The 13,436-nt window shown below is 64.8% G+C and carries 13 protein-coding genes; 10 read left to right on the top strand and 3 right to left on the bottom strand.

Annotated elements, in window-relative coordinates:
- Nucleotides 1-140 precede the first annotated feature (140 nt).
- Nucleotides 141-950: an alpha/beta hydrolase gene (locus tag VFC51_19160; protein HZT09147.1), complete on the bottom strand. Its 810-nt coding sequence runs from the start codon at nucleotides 948-950 to the stop codon at nucleotides 141-143.
- Nucleotides 951-1,110: 160 nt separating this feature from the next.
- Between VFC51_19160 and mnmA the strand changes: the two genes are divergently transcribed.
- The 10 genes from mnmA to VFC51_19110 all read left to right on the top strand — a co-directional run bounded on the left by mnmA (nucleotide 1,111) and on the right by VFC51_19110 (nucleotide 10,734).
- A complete protein-coding gene (gene mnmA, locus VFC51_19155) occupies nucleotides 1,111-2,217 on the top strand; it encodes a tRNA 2-thiouridine(34) synthase MnmA (protein HZT09146.1) in 1,107 nt (368 codons plus the stop codon).
- On the top strand, nucleotides 2,210-3,106 hold the full coding sequence (gene larE / locus VFC51_19150; protein HZT09145.1) for an ATP-dependent sacrificial sulfur transferase LarE: 897 nt from the start codon (nucleotides 2,210-2,212) through the stop codon (nucleotides 3,104-3,106). Before mnmA ends, larE begins: the two co-directional genes overlap by 8 nt.
- A complete protein-coding gene (locus VFC51_19145) occupies nucleotides 3,063-3,881 on the top strand; it encodes a type III pantothenate kinase (protein HZT09144.1) in 819 nt (272 codons plus the stop codon). Before larE ends, VFC51_19145 begins: the two co-directional genes overlap by 44 nt.
- A 9-nt stretch (nucleotides 3,882-3,890) precedes the next feature.
- The gene (gene coaBC, locus VFC51_19140) at nucleotides 3,891-5,111 is read left to right on the top strand and encodes a bifunctional phosphopantothenoylcysteine decarboxylase/phosphopantothenate--cysteine ligase CoaBC (GenBank protein ID HZT09143.1); all 1,221 of its coding nucleotides are present in this window, start codon (nucleotides 3,891-3,893) and stop codon (nucleotides 5,109-5,111) included.
- A 121-nt stretch (nucleotides 5,112-5,232) separates the two neighbouring features.
- On the top strand, nucleotides 5,233-5,820 hold the full coding sequence (gene folE / locus VFC51_19135; GenBank protein HZT09142.1) for a GTP cyclohydrolase I FolE: 588 nt from the start codon (nucleotides 5,233-5,235) through the stop codon (nucleotides 5,818-5,820).
- Between the two features lie 31 nt (nucleotides 5,821-5,851).
- Entirely contained in the window at nucleotides 5,852-6,448 is a 597-nt protein-coding gene (gene folK, locus VFC51_19130; GenBank protein ID HZT09141.1) for a 2-amino-4-hydroxy-6-hydroxymethyldihydropteridine diphosphokinase, read from the top strand.
- Between the two features lie 594 nt (nucleotides 6,449-7,042).
- Complete coding sequence (locus VFC51_19125; GenBank protein HZT09140.1) at nucleotides 7,043-7,924, top strand: electron transfer flavoprotein subunit beta/FixA family protein; 882 nt, start codon at nucleotides 7,043-7,045, stop codon at nucleotides 7,922-7,924.
- Nucleotides 7,921-9,021 (top strand): electron transfer flavoprotein subunit alpha/FixB family protein, encoded by a 1,101-nt coding sequence (locus tag VFC51_19120; protein HZT09139.1) that lies wholly within the window; start codon nucleotides 7,921-7,923, stop codon nucleotides 9,019-9,021. Before VFC51_19125 ends, VFC51_19120 begins: the two co-directional genes overlap by 4 nt.
- A complete protein-coding gene (locus VFC51_19115; GenBank protein HZT09138.1) occupies nucleotides 9,018-10,340 on the top strand; it encodes an FAD-dependent oxidoreductase in 1,323 nt (440 codons plus the stop codon). Before VFC51_19120 ends, VFC51_19115 begins: the two co-directional genes overlap by 4 nt.
- Before the next feature lie 64 nt (nucleotides 10,341-10,404).
- A complete protein-coding gene (locus tag VFC51_19110) occupies nucleotides 10,405-10,734 on the top strand; it encodes a 4Fe-4S dicluster domain-containing protein (protein HZT09137.1) in 330 nt (109 codons plus the stop codon).
- 13 nt (nucleotides 10,735-10,747) lie between these two features.
- Here the strand turns inward: VFC51_19110 and VFC51_19105 are convergent, their stop codons facing one another.
- Together VFC51_19105 and VFC51_19100 are read right to left on the bottom strand one after the other, a co-directional pair.
- On the bottom strand, nucleotides 10,748-12,610 hold the full coding sequence (locus VFC51_19105) for a LysM peptidoglycan-binding domain-containing protein (GenBank protein HZT09136.1): 1,863 nt from the start codon (nucleotides 12,608-12,610) through the stop codon (nucleotides 10,748-10,750).
- Between the two features lie 468 nt (nucleotides 12,611-13,078).
- The gene (locus tag VFC51_19100; protein ID HZT09135.1) at nucleotides 13,079-13,435 is read right to left on the bottom strand and encodes a GNAT family N-acetyltransferase; all 357 of its coding nucleotides are present in this window, start codon (nucleotides 13,433-13,435) and stop codon (nucleotides 13,079-13,081) included.
- Nucleotide 13,436 lies beyond the last annotated feature (1 nt).

Below are 13,436 nucleotides of genomic sequence, written 5' to 3'. Positions count from 1 at the left end.
TCTGCGCTTCCGGGCTATGACGTCGCCTCGATGGGCGCTGTCATCGCGGATCTCCCCCCTGCTGCCTGACTCGTCGCCTCTCCCAGATGGGAGCGACTCAACCGGACCTCCGCGGAAAGGTCCGCGATGTCTTGCGCGGGTCAGTCGGGAAGAAAGTCCAGCAGCGCCTTGTTGAACTCGTCGGGCCGTTCGGTCGGGATGAAGTGGTCGCAGTCCTCGATGATGACCATCTTCGAACCCTTGATGAGCTGGTGGGTCTGTTGACCCAGCTCCAACGCGTTCGTCGAGTCCTGGCGCCCCCACAAGACGAGGGTTGGAGCCGTGATGTAGGGCATGCGGCGCAACGTGTTGTACCGCGCGCGGGTGATGGGGTTGTTCATATGGTTGAGGATGCGCTGATACGCCTCCACGGCGCCCGGAATCTGCGCTTTCGCGTACTCCTTGTCTGCGAGCGCTTCAAAGTCAACGTCGGAGTTCTTGATCCGCGACTTGAGCTGTGAAAGGAGCTGATCGCGCGTCGGCGCTTTGAATTGCGTCATGCTGGCGAGGGTACGCGTCGCGGCGCCCCCGCTCGCGACGAGAACGAGCTTGTCCACGCGGTTGGGGCTCTCGTACGCCAGAAGGGTCGCAAGCCATCCGCCCATGGAGTGTCCGACGATGTGCGAGCTGGACAGCCCGAGGACGTCCTGGAACTCGCGAATGAAATCGACGAGGTACGCGAAGGAGTATTCGAGATCGAGTCGGTCACCAAGCCCCCAGCCGAGAAAGTCGGGTGCGATGACTCGCAGCTTCTCACTCAGCGGGCCCATGTTGAGGAACCAGTTGTCCGCGCCACCCGTGAACCCCACGCCGTGCAGAAGAAGCGTAGGATGCCCGACACCGGCGTCCAGGTAACGCGTTCGCCCATGGCTCATGGTCACGAATTTTTCTTCCACGTTGGTCGCGATCACCGTGCCCTCCCCGACGAGTGTCCTGGTGGCGCGCAGCGCCCGATGAATGGTACAGCGGGAGCAGCGCTGCGCAAAAAACGCCGCAGAATCGCTCTGGGGGCGAACCGGTACAATCTAGCGTTCGGAGGGAACATTCGTGGGTGCGCCGGTACTTGTCGGAATGAGCGGGGGTGTCGATAGCTCGGTCGCGGCCGCTCTGCTGGTCGAGCAGGGCTACCGGGTCATCGGAATCACGCTGAACGTCTGGCCGGAGGGCTCCGGTGTCGGAGTCGTGGAGCGTGAGGATGCCTGCTGCGCGCTGGGCGCCGTGGAGGACGCTCGCCGTGTCTGCGACCGCCTCAACGTGCCGCATTTTACCGTGAACTTTCGCGACGTGTTCCGCGCCCGCGTCATCGACAATTTCGTCCAGGAGTATCGAGGCGGCCGAACGCCGAACCCTTGCGTGCGCTGCAATCAGTTCATCAAGTTCGACGCCCTGCTCGCAAAGGCGGAGGCGCTTGGCGTGGATTTCGTGGCGACGGGCCACTACGCGCGCATTGGCCAGACGCGTTCGGGTCGCGTCGCGCTGTTAAAGGCGGCCGATGCCAGGAAGGACCAGACCTACGTCCTGTACGTCATGTCCCAGGAGCGGCTGCGCCGCACGATCTTCCCGCTCGGAAACCTGCTCAAGGAAGAGACGCGCGCGCGGGCAGAGGAGCTGGGGCTGCACGTCGCCGGAAAGCCGGAGAGCCAGGAGATCTGCTTCGTCCCGACGCGCGACTACCGCGATTACCTGCGCGAGCACGACCCGGAATCGACCAGAGAGGGCCCCATCGTGAACGAGCGGGGAGACGTTATTGGTCGACATAATGGTGTAGCCTTCTACACCGTGGGACAGCGCCGTGGCCTCGGAGTCGCCAGTGCACGGCCACTCTTCGTCACGGAGATCCGACCAGCGTCCAACACGGTGGTCGTCGGCGAGTCCCCGTCGCTGTATCGCCGGCACGCATTCGCGTCGGGCGTGAACTGGGTCGCGATCGACGGGCTTCACGGTCCGATGCGCACGCGGGCAAGAGCACGATATAAGGCGGATGAGGTAGACGCCACCATCACCCCGTACCGCGACGGGGTTCACGTCAGGTTTGATGAGCCTCAGCGCGCTATCACGCCCGGTCAGAGCATTGTCTTTTACGACGGCGACGTTGTGATCGGGGGGGGCACGCTCGAACCGTCACCGGAAAACGCCGGCGACTTCGTCGGCGCAAGCGTTGAGAACTGCCGTGTCTGAGTCAATCCCGCGTTCATCGAGCCCTCACGAGAAGCTTGACGCGCTCCGGTCGCTGCTTCGTGATATGGGGTCCGTCCTCGTCGCGTATTCCGGCGGCGTGGACTCGGCGTTCCTGCTGCGGGTCGCGGCTGACACCCTGGGCGACCGCGCGCTGGGCGCGACAGCGCGCTCGCCCAGCTATCCCCCGAGCGAGCTCGAAGCGGCAATCCAGCTCGCCCGAGAGATCGGGGCTCGCCACGTCGTCGTCGAAACCCACGAGATGGACGAGGAAGCGTATGTCTCGAACCCGGCCAACCGGTGCTTCTATTGCAAGACGGAGTTGTGGCATACGCTCACGCCGCTGGCCGAACGGGAGGGGCTGAGCGCCCGGGTGGACGGGTTCAACGCCGATGATGTGGGGGACTACCGCCCCGGGGCGGTGGCGAGTCGCCAGCAAGGCGTTCGTAGCCCGCTGCTGGAGGTCGGTCTGACCAAGAGCGAGATCCGCAGCCTCTCGCGCGAGTTGCGCCTCTCGACGTGGAACAAGCCGGCCATGGCGTGCCTCTCGTCGCGCGTGCCGTATGGAGAGCGGATCAGCCGCGAAAAGCTCGAACAGATCGACCGCGCGGAGCAGCTTCTGCGGGAGCTTGGTTTTCACCAGGTTCGAGTTCGGCACCACGGCGATGTCGCGCGCATTGAGCTGCTGCCCGCCGACGCAGCACGGTTCTTTGCCGACGGCCTGGCGCAGCCGATCTCGCGCCGGATCAGGGAGCTGGGTTTCCACTACGTGACCCTCGACCTCGAGGGTTACCGTTCGGGCAGCATGAATGAAGTATTGACGCTGCGCCCCGTCGCGAGACGCCGCAGTGAGGATCGCGATTCCGCCGGCGGACCCGGCGCTCAGCCTTGACGGGCGGATGCTCCTTGCCATAGACGTCGGCAACACGGACATAAAGCTGGGCGTCTTTGACGGCGATCAGCTCGTCGCGGCATGGCGCTGGGCGACCGACCACGTACGCATGGCGGATGAGTACGCGGCGCAGCTCGCCTGGCTTCTTCACCACCACGACCTGTCGTTCCATTCAATCGACCGGACCGTGTTATCCAGCGTCGTTCCGTCCCTCACCGTGACGTTTCTCCAGCTGACCATGCGCTACATTGGCCATGAGCCACTGGTCGTCAGCTCAGACCTGCGGGGCAACATTCCACTCATGGTCGACAACCCTCGCGAGGTCGGCGGCGATCGGATCGCCAACGCCGTCGGCGCCCGCCTGCTCTACGGGACGCCGGCCATCGTGGTGGACTTCGGTACGGCGACGAACTTCGACGTGGTGTCGGGCGACGGAGCGTTTCTCGGCGGCAGCTTCGCTCCTGGCATCCAGTCAGCGCTCGACGGTCTCCTCAGCCGCGCGGCGCGCCTGCAACGGTTCGACCTCGCTGCGCCGCCCAAGGTCATCGGCACGAACACGACGATGTGCCTCCAGTCCGGCACGATCTTTGGATACGTTGCGCTGGTTGAAGGTCTCGTGGCGCGGATCAAGGACGAGCTTGCCTCTGACGCGATTGTGATTGGAACGGGTGGGCTCGTGGACCTCATCGCCGGACACACGCGCTCCATTGGCACCGTCGATCGACACCTCACGCTCAAGGGGCTGCGTCTTCTGGCCGCGATGAATGCACCCTAAGGAGGTGGCGTGGGCTCAACGAATCCGCTCGACGCACGGCGCATCGCGCTCGGCGTAACGGGGAGCATCGCCGCGTATAAAGCGGTGGCCGTGGCGAGCGCCCTTGTACAGCAAGGCGCCCTGGTCGACGTCGTGATGACGCCGGAGGCGGCGCAGCTCGTGCAGCCGCTGAGTTTTCAGGCCATCACCCATCGCGCGGTATCCCTGGACATGTTTCACCTCCTCGCGGAAACCGAGATCGGACACGTTTCGATCGGGCGTGCGGCGGAGGCGTACGTGATCGCGCCGGCCACGGCGCACACTATTGCCAAGCTCGCCCTTGGGCTCGCCGACGACATGGTCACCACGACGGCGCTCGCGACGACGGCGCCGGTGGTCCTTGCTCCAGCCATGGAAACAGCCATGTGGCGCAACGCGGCGACCCAGAGCCATGTGGCGAGCCTCCGGCAGCGCGGCTGGACCATCGTCGAGCCTGGCATCGGCCACCTGGCGTCCGGCGCGTCCGGGGAGGGCCGCCTCGCTGATCCGGCGTGGATCGTCGATGTGACGAAGCACGTGCTCGCGGCATCCGGTGATTTGAGCGGGCGGCGGGTCGTGGTCACCGCGGGCGGCACGCGCGAACCCATCGATCCGGTTCGATTCATCGGCAATCGCTCGTCGGGAAAGATGGGGTTCGCGCTCAGCGAGGCCGCGCGCGACCGTGGGGCGTCGGTCACCCTGATCACGACGGTCGAGCCGGAGCCCCGGGCGGGAGTAACCGTTCTTCGCGTGGAGCGGGCCGCCGAGATGCGGGACGCGGTCCTCGCACTGCTTCCGAACGTGGACACGCTGATCATGGCGGCCGCCGTGGCGGACTATGCGCCAGCGGAAGCGGCGGCGCAGAAGATCAAGAAGGGCGGGCAGGAGCTGTCCATCCAGCTTGCCCTGACACCCGACGTCCTGGCGGATGTCGCCGCCGTCAAGGCCGGCGCAGCGCGTCCGGTGGTCGTGGGATTTGCCGCCGAAACCCAGGACGTGCTCGCGAACGCCAAACAGAAGCTCGTGCGCAAAGGGCTCGACCTGCTCGTCGCGAACGACGTGTCCCGATCAGACATTGGGTTTGGAAGTGACTTCAACCTTGTCACGCTCCTTTACCCCGATGGTCGCCACGTCGAGCTTCCCAAGCTCCCAAAGGTCGATGTGGCCCACGCGATTTGGGACGCGGTCATCCCGCTCATGGGCCCACCCTGACCGCTGTGCTACATTTGAGGGAGCGGCCCCTGCCCGCCTCCAGGTTCCCTATCCTTCCGGGACATCGCGAACGGACGCGCCATGGCTCCCGCCCAAGGAACGCCGAGGAGTAACGTCATTGATGAGTCGAAACGGCACGGTGACCGTCGACAAAGAGGCGATCAAACGGTCTGTCACGGAGCTTCTCCTCGCCATCGGCGAGGATCCGAGTCGGGAGGGCCTGGTCGACACGCCTCGGCGCATCGCGGAGCTGTACGAAGAGGTGCTGGAGGGGAACCAACAGGATCCGCGGGAGCTGCTCCGGGTCGGGTTCGAGGAGAACCATCAGGAGATGGTCATCGTTCGCGATATCGCCTTCTATTCTGTGTGCGAGCACCACCTCTTGCCGTTCCACGGGACGTTCCACATTGGCTACATTCCCCGCGGGCGAGTTGTCGGCATCAGCAAGCTTGCGCGCGTTGTCGACGCGTACGCGCGGCGCTTGCAGCTTCAAGAAAGGCTGACCAGTCAGATCGCCGACGTGCTCATGGAAGAGCTGCAGCCGGCCGGCGTCGCCGTCGTCGGAGCTGCCGAGCACCTGTGCATGACGATGCGCGGCGTGAAGAAGCCCGGCGCGAAGGTCGTCACCTCGGCGAACCGCGGAATCTTCCGCGACAGCGAGGCGACCCGTCTTGAGTTCTTCGCAGCGCTGGGCGACGACCGCCGGTAGCGATACCTCGCGGGCGATCCGCGGGAATTCCATGTCCGACCTTCACGAGCGCAGGGGGGCCCACAAGCCGCGTCCCCGCGCGGGCAGCGCGCATCGCGGCTCTCCTGTTCCCGTCTATCTCGGTCTCGGGTCCAACGTCGGCGATCGATCTGCCAATCTGGAAGAAGCCGTTCGTCGGCTCGAACGCGTGCCGTCAGCGCGGCTCCTTGCACTGTCGCGAGTCTACGAGACCGAGCCAGTGGGTCCCGTGCCGCAGAGCTCGTTTCTCAATGCCGTGGCTCGACTCGAAGTCGCGCTTTCGCCACCGGCGTTGCTCGTTGAGGTGAAGCGCATCGAGGTAGAGATGGGCCGCCGAGAGCCGAACGTTCGCTGGGGTCCGAGGGAGATTGACGTCGACATTCTGCTCTTCGGCGACGAGCAGATTTCCGCAGACGCGCTCGCGATACCCCACCCTGAGATGTGGAGGCGTCGCTTTGTGCTCGTTCCCTTGCTCGAGGTCCTGTCACCTGGCCGATGGTCCGAGGCCGCGCGCCGTGCGCTGGATTCGTTGGGGCCTGGGCAGGTCGTGCGCGTCTATGCCTCGCCGCCAGCGCCTCCCTTCGTTCCGACTTTTCCTGATTCGGTATAATCGGGCTGCAGCGAGCCCTCGCGACGACGCGATGGGCACGACGTCTTCGGAGGCCGCAGTGCCCAAGGCTTCACGCGGGCGGCGGCCCGCACCGAACCAAAAGAAGCGATCGCCACGGCCTGGCGCCCGGCCGATAGAAGCACGTGGCCCAGGCGCCGGGGTGCTGACCGCAGAGGAGCAGGTGCAGGCGCGCCCGAGGCCTGCTGCCCCAAGCTCTAGCCCCGTCACCATTTCGGGACTCGGAACTCGACGTGCCAACGTCGCTCCGGTGGCTCGGCGTGGATTTGCCGAGAGCGTCGCGGATTATCGATACGTCACCGGCGATCTTCAACGTATCGGAATTCTCGCAGGCAGCCTGGTCGTACTTCTGGTCGTTCTGTCGTTGTTGGTGCACTAGCCCACACCGCGCAATGACGAGCGGACGGAGCGACTTCAGCGGGATCGGGTAGGCAGGTAGCCCGGTTACGCGCCGGCAGGATCGTGGAAACGGTCCCATCGTCTTCACCTGCCAGAGGCGCTCGGCGCTGCGCGCCTCCTGCGGAAGTACCTCGGCGAGTTCTCCCGCGCAAATAGACGCCGATGGGAATGGTTGGAATGCACGCAGTAGTGACGCTCAAGCAGGTTCCTGATACCGCGGAGGTCCGCATCGATCCCCGCACGAACACCATGATCCGATCTGGCGTTCCATCCATCGTGAACCCAGACGATGTGCACGCCATCGAAGAGGCCGTCCGCCTGAAGGAGCGATTTGGCGGAAAGGTCACCGCTGTGACCATGGGGCCGAGTCAGGCCGCAGCGGCCCTGCGGGAAGCGATCTCCTACGGAGCGGACGAAGGCATCCTCTGCGGCGATCGCGGATTCGCGGGCGCCGACACGCTCGCTACGTCGTACGTGCTCTGGAAGGCGTTGACGCGGATCGACCGGGAAGAGGCGGTGGACATCGTGCTCTGCGGCCGGCAGGCGCTCGACGGGGATACGGGCCAGGTGCCGCCCGGTCTGGCGACGAGGCTGGGCTGGCCGCAACTCACGTCCGTGCTCAAGATCGAGGAGATCGATTTTGACAAACGGTTCGTCGTCGTGCATCGGCTGGTCGAAGGCGGACGGGAGGTTGTCCGTGCACGGCTTCCGGCCGTCCTGACCTGCACCCGCGAGCTGAACACGCCCCGCTATCCCACGTTTCCCAATATGGTTCGCGCGGCGAAGTACCAGCCCGTTCTCTGGGACAAGGTCGCTCTGGAGATACCCGACGATGATCCGAATATCGGCCTCAGGGGGTCGCCGACGATCGTCAGCAAGGTCTGGGCCCCCGCGCCGCGGCAGCGCCCGAACTCTCGGCTGATCGAAGGGTCGGATCCCGAGCGCGCGGCGGATGAGCTCCTTCGTGTCCTTACCGAGCTGGGGGTCGGCTCCCTCTCAGGCACGCGAGCCAGCCAGCCAACAGGCGAGAACGTTGCGGAATCGGTGGCCATCCAATGACGGCTCCAGACCGCGCGCCCGAGACGCCAGGCGCTTTCAGCGAATATCGCGGGGTCTGGGTGTACGTCCAGCACCGGCGGGGGGACGCCGCGCCGGTCTCATGGCAGCTCCTGGGAATCGCCCGTGATCTCGCGCGACAGATCAACGTACCGGTGGCCGCTGTCGTTCTCGGCTCTGGTGTTGAAGACTTGTGCCACGCCGCCATCAGCTACGGGGCGGACACGGTCTATACGATCGATGATCCGGTCCTTCTGGACTATCGGACGCAGGCATACGCCCACGGCGTGGCATCGCTGATCCAGAAGTACAAGCCGGAGATCGTGTTTTACGGTTCGACCATCCACGGTCGAGACGTCGCCGGCGCCGTCGCCACATTGGTGAAGACTGGCCTGGCAGCGGATGCGACTCAGCTCGCGGTCGAAGAAGAAGGACATCTCTTGCACGCGAGCCGCCCAGACTTCGGTGGCAAGCTCATGTCGACCATCCTCTGCAAGCGACACCGACCACAGATGGCGACCTGTCGGCCCGGCGTATTTCCTATGCCAGAACGTGACGCCAAGAGATCGGGCGAGATCGTCGAGGAGTCGCTGGGGCTCGACGAAGCCGACGTGATGACCCAGGTGGTGGAGTTCATTCCCGAGAGCAAGCACGTCGACCTCACCAATGCCGAGATCATCGTGTCCGGCGGGCGCGGGCTGGGCGGGCCAAAGGCATTCGATATGCTGTTCGACCTTGCCGACGCTATCGGGGGCGTGGTGGGAGCCTCGCGGGCTGCCGTGATGGCGGGTTGGATCCCATACCAGCACCAGGTGGGCCAGACTGGGCAGACAGTTCGACCTAAGGTGTACATCGCGTGCGGCATTTCCGGTGCGATCCAGCACCTCGTCGGCATGCAGGACTCGGACGTCATCATTGCGATCAACCAAGATCCTGATGCCCCGATCTGCAAGACGGCGGACTACGCGGTCACCGGCGACGTGTTCGAGATCGTCCCCGCGCTCACGCGACGTATTCGCGCGCTCCAGAGCACAAACGGCCGAGGCGCGAGTCCGAATGGCTCGGACGCCGAGGCCGGAGCGACGGGAGGAGCCGGATGACTCGCGGAAACGGGCTTTCCTCGGGCGCCGCGGAGTTCGACGTCGTCGTCGTGGGGGCAGGCCTGGCCGGCACCGCGGCGGCATACCTGCTCGCAAAAGCTGGCCTTAACGTCGTGTGTATCGAGCGGGGTGATGAGCCCGGAACGAAGAACGTGATGGGCGGCGTCCTGTACCGCCAGCCTACCGAGAAGATCATTCCCGGATGGTGGCGCGACGCGCCCGTCGAGCGACCGATCGTCGAAGAGCGAATGTGGCTCCTGACGCCAGACTCGATGGTGCAGGCCGGCTTCAAGTCGCTGAAGTACGCGGAAGAGCCTTACAACGCGTTTTCTGTCCTGCGCGTCAAATTCGACAAGTGGTTTGCGGAGAAAGCCGCCGCAGCGGGCGCGCTCCTGATCACGAACACCGTGGTGGAGGACGTGATTCGGGAGGACGGCCAAATCGTCGGAGTGCGAACCGGACGCGAAGAGGGCGACGTCCGCGCGCACGTCGTCATCGCCGCGGATGGCGTGAACTCACTCTTGTCGAAGAAGGCCGGTCTCCACGGCGAGCTGGCGCCCAACCACGTCGCCCTTGCGACCAAAGAAGTCATCAACATGTCCCGGGAGAAGATCGAGGACCGGTTCCTGCTCAACGGGAACGAAGGCGCCACCATCGAGGTTTTTGGCGACGCCACCATGGGCATGCTGGGTTACGGGTTCATCTACACGAATCGGGACTCGTTGTCGGTCGGCGTCGGCGCGCTCCTCTCCGACTTCATTCGCAAGAAGGTGAATCCGAACGAGCTGATGGAGCGCTTCAAGGCGCACCCAATGCTCAGAAAGCTGCTCGACGGCGGGGAATCCAAGGAGTATATGGCGCACCTGATTCCCGAAGGAGGGGCAGCAGCGATGCCACCCGTCTACACGGACGGCATGCTGGTAGTCGGCGATGCCGCCGGAATGAGTAACGCCATCTATCGCGAAGGGTCAAACCTGGCCCTGATATCCGCAAAGCTCGCCGCTCAGACCTGCATCGAGGCGCACGAGCGCGGCGACTTTTCGGCGCGAACGCTCCGGCAATACAAGATCATGCTGGACAACAGCTTCATCATGAAGGACCTCTCGCTGTACAGCAGAACCTCCCGCTTCTTCCAAGGACACCCGGAAATTCTCGAGCGTTATCCGGAGATGATCTCCGAGGCTGCGCACGAGCTTTTTTCCGTTGATAGCGTCCCGAAGCAGGAGAAGCAGCGCCGGATTCTTCGGCGGCTGATGAATCAGCGAGCGCCGTGGGATGTGGCGCGCGACGCGATTGGCGCCCTTCGTGCGTTGACGTAACGGAAGGCTGGCGTCGGGTCCGCGGCGTGAGCACGGCGCGGCAACGGCGCAACCGGAGAGTCGAATGGCAGTAGATCAGAAAACCTTTGACTTAAACGCTCGGGCGCCTAGCTCCCGAGTCGAAGAGAAGCTGTACAACGTTCGCTTCAAGACGGACGAGGCGCAGTCGCACCTTGTTATCACGGATGCCGCGCTTTGTGCCCGGTGTACCGACAAGCCGTGCACCGTGTTCTGCCCGGTTTCCGTCTACAAATGGGAGCCGGCCGACCGTAAGATCAGCGTCGGGTACGAAAAGTGCGTCGAGTGCGGCGCGTGCCGCATTGGCTGTCCGTACTACAACATCGAGTGGCGCTACCCGAAGGGCGGCTTCGGCGTTCAGTACAAGAACGGGTAACGACGAGCCGGTTTTAGTTCACCCGGGTTGCGCCAAACCAGTGCGCCGACCAGTACGCGTCGGACAGGCTGGAGATCGTCACGCCCGTTCGCTCGTCCGATGCGTGGATGAACTGGCCGCCGCCGATGTAGATGCCGTCGTGCGAAAGGCCGGCCATGTACGTGTTCTGGAAGAACACGATGTCACCCGGCTGGAGGTCGCCCCGGCTTGGATGTGCGCCGGCGTTGTACTGGCCCCACATGCCGCGCGAGATGGGTGATCCGGCCTTGCTGAAGACGTAGTAGACGAAGCCGGAACAATCGAACCCGGCCGGCGTCGTCCCGCCCCACGCGTACCGGTAGCCCTTGTAGGACATCGCGATCGAGGGCACACCGGTGGCCGATGTGGATGGCCTGAGCGCTGATGGCTGGGATGGCGAGGGCACCGGCAGATTTCGCGTCACGGTTTGTTGGCCACCTCCCCGGGAGCCGATGCTGGCGGACGCGCTGCTCCCGCCAGAGGCGCCCGGAAGGATCTTCAGCTCGGCGCCGATAGAGAGGCGATCCGCGCTCGGCAGCCGGTTGGCAATGACGATGTCGCTCGGCTCGACACCGAATCGCTTCGCGATGCTGTACACCGTGTCCCCCGGGGCGACAACGTACGTCGACGGCGTCTGCTGGCGCTCGGTCGCCGGCGGCGGTGGGGGAAGCGGGCTGGCGCCGGGCAGGATCAACTCCGTGCCGACAGTGAGATAGTCCGCGTTCTCCAAGTAATTGAAGTCGATAATGGGGCCAAGATCGACCTGGTACCGCGCTGCGATGTCGGCGAGCGTGTCGCCCGGCTGGACCGTATACATCAAACCGGAGACCGGGAGGATCGTTAGCTCGTCGCCGACGGTGATCGTGTCCGCGTTGGCCAGCTCGTTATTGTTTACGATGGTCCAAGTATCGACCCCAAAACGATCGGCAAGACCTTCTACCGTATCGCCGGGCGCAACGTGATAGACGATGGGGGATGGCGGAGCGGCCGCGGGAGCCTGAACGCGTGGCGCCGTACTCGTGGGCAGGCTCGCAATGTGGACGGTCGGGTCCGCGGCGACGGCTGGCTTGCCCCAAACCGGCACTTCCAGCTCCTGCCCGGCTACGATGACGTCCGCATCCTGAATCCCATTGGCGCTGCGAATCGCGCGGGCGTCAACCCCCAGCTTATCGGCGATCGCGAGAAGCGTGTCGCCTTCCTCGACCTTATACGTCCCAGGCGCGTCCGCGGCCAAACCCGCGGGCGCGAGGTCCGGTCGGGAGGCGGCCGCTTTACTCGCCTGGTTCTTGCCTGCGCTCGTCGAAACCAGCGGTGAGGTCAGGTCGTCTTTGTTGGGGGGCAGGATCACGACGTTTCGATCGAGCGGCTGGTCCGTTGGCTGGCTCAGGCCGTTGTATGCGAGGAGAACGCTGCTATCGATCCCCAGGGTGGCCGCCAGCTCGTCGGTTGACGTGCTCGGATCGACATTTTGGAGCATGCTGCGCGCGGGCGGGATCGTCAGCACCTGCCCGATCTGGAGGAGCCGCGGATCCGCGATCCCACTGGCGAGACTGATGGCATCGACGGACGACCCGAATCGATAGGCGATGGCGAAGAGCGTGTCGCCCTCTTGAACTGTGTAGGTCGACGGCTCCGGCACGCGGTCCGTGTCGGGTGCGCTCAGCTCCGGCCGCAGATTGGCGGCGTTGTACGCCAGGTCCGGCGCGTGGCGCGTCAGCTCGGGCAGCAGCATCCCCCGCACGGCGAGCGACGAGATCCCGAAGACCACGCCGACGGTGACGGCGATGCGCGTCGGTGATTGCGACCGAAGGAATCGAAGGGCGCCGAGCGCGCGCGCGGTGGGAATCCATCGCGGCATCCGTCTTTGGCGACGGACGCGCCGTCGGGAGCGCAGGGGTGCAGTCGTTCCAGTCACGTTCAGTACCTCAGGACGGTAGGGTGGCCGTGGCCCTGGGGGGTGCGTGGTTACGACCGGATCAGTGTTTGCTGCGACGTGCGGGAGAGGAACGCGCCCCCTCCATGAGGGATTTGGGGGCGTTACGCTGCGCCCCAGCGCGTCGGCCGGGGCGATTGGTTTGTCGAAGGCTATTGCGGAGCCGCTCGCGTCTCGGCTCCGGTCCCGTCCCCTCAGGGACAAAGGACCAATCCGGTAGGCTTCTCGAAGGCCATGTCGGGCTCCCAGCAGTGGCCTTTGCGCAAAGCTCGGCTAGTTTAGCCCGTGTTTCTTTTTGTCGTCAATCTGTGACCTTCCCATGTCTCACAAAACGCGCGCACTTTGTCACACTGCCGTAACAATGTTTACCGCTTCATCATAAAAGCGGTGCTGCTAGCCGAGCTGTTTACGCATGGTTCGGTGCTCGATTCCGGCGTCGAGGAAGATCCCGCCCTCGGCGACGAACCCGAACCGTTCGTAGAAGGGGATCGCGTGGAGCTGGCCCGCGAGCGTGAGCGTTCTCACGCCGCGGGCAACGGCAATCTCCGTGAGGCGCTCGAGCATCGCGCGGCCGATCCCCTGACGCCTGCGGTCGCGCAGCACCGCCATGCGCCCGATTCGCGCCGTCTCGGCGCTCTCGAGGATGAGCCGCCCCGTGCCGACCGGAGCGCCCTCCATCGTCGCCAGCACGTGGATGGCGCGCTCGTCCAGGTCGTCCATCTCTTCCTCGTCCGGGACGTGCTGCTCCAAG

It is taken from the genome of Chloroflexota bacterium, assembly GCA_035652535.1.
GTDB lineage: Bacteria > Chloroflexota > UBA6077 > UBA6077 > SHYK01 > DASRDP01.
The sequence above is the reverse complement of the archived record's forward strand: the minus strand, read 5'-3'. Positions and strand labels throughout refer to the sequence as shown.

Excerpts from the sequence above, each read along its gene's own strand:
- VFC51_19120 (HZT09139.1), top strand. The coding sequence starts at position 7,921 with ATGACGGCTCCAGACCGCGCGCCCGAGACGCCAGGCGCTTTCAGCGAA.
- VFC51_19125 (HZT09140.1), top strand. The coding sequence starts at position 7,043 with ATGCACGCAGTAGTGACGCTCAAGCAGGTTCCTGATACCGCGGAGGTC.
- VFC51_19115 (HZT09138.1), top strand. The coding sequence starts at position 9,018 with ATGACTCGCGGAAACGGGCTTTCCTCGGGCGCCGCGGAGTTCGACGTC.
- mnmA (HZT09146.1), top strand. The coding sequence starts at position 1,111 with ATGAGCGGGGGTGTCGATAGCTCGGTCGCGGCCGCTCTGCTGGTCGAG.
- folE (HZT09142.1), top strand. The coding sequence starts at position 5,233 with ATGAGTCGAAACGGCACGGTGACCGTCGACAAAGAGGCGATCAAACGG.
- VFC51_19105 (HZT09136.1), bottom strand. The coding sequence starts at position 12,610 with ATGCCGCGATGGATTCCCACCGCGCGCGCGCTCGGCGCCCTTCGATTC.
- folK (HZT09141.1), top strand. The coding sequence starts at position 5,852 with ATGTCCGACCTTCACGAGCGCAGGGGGGCCCACAAGCCGCGTCCCCGC.
- VFC51_19110 (HZT09137.1), top strand. The coding sequence starts at position 10,405 with ATGGCAGTAGATCAGAAAACCTTTGACTTAAACGCTCGGGCGCCTAGC.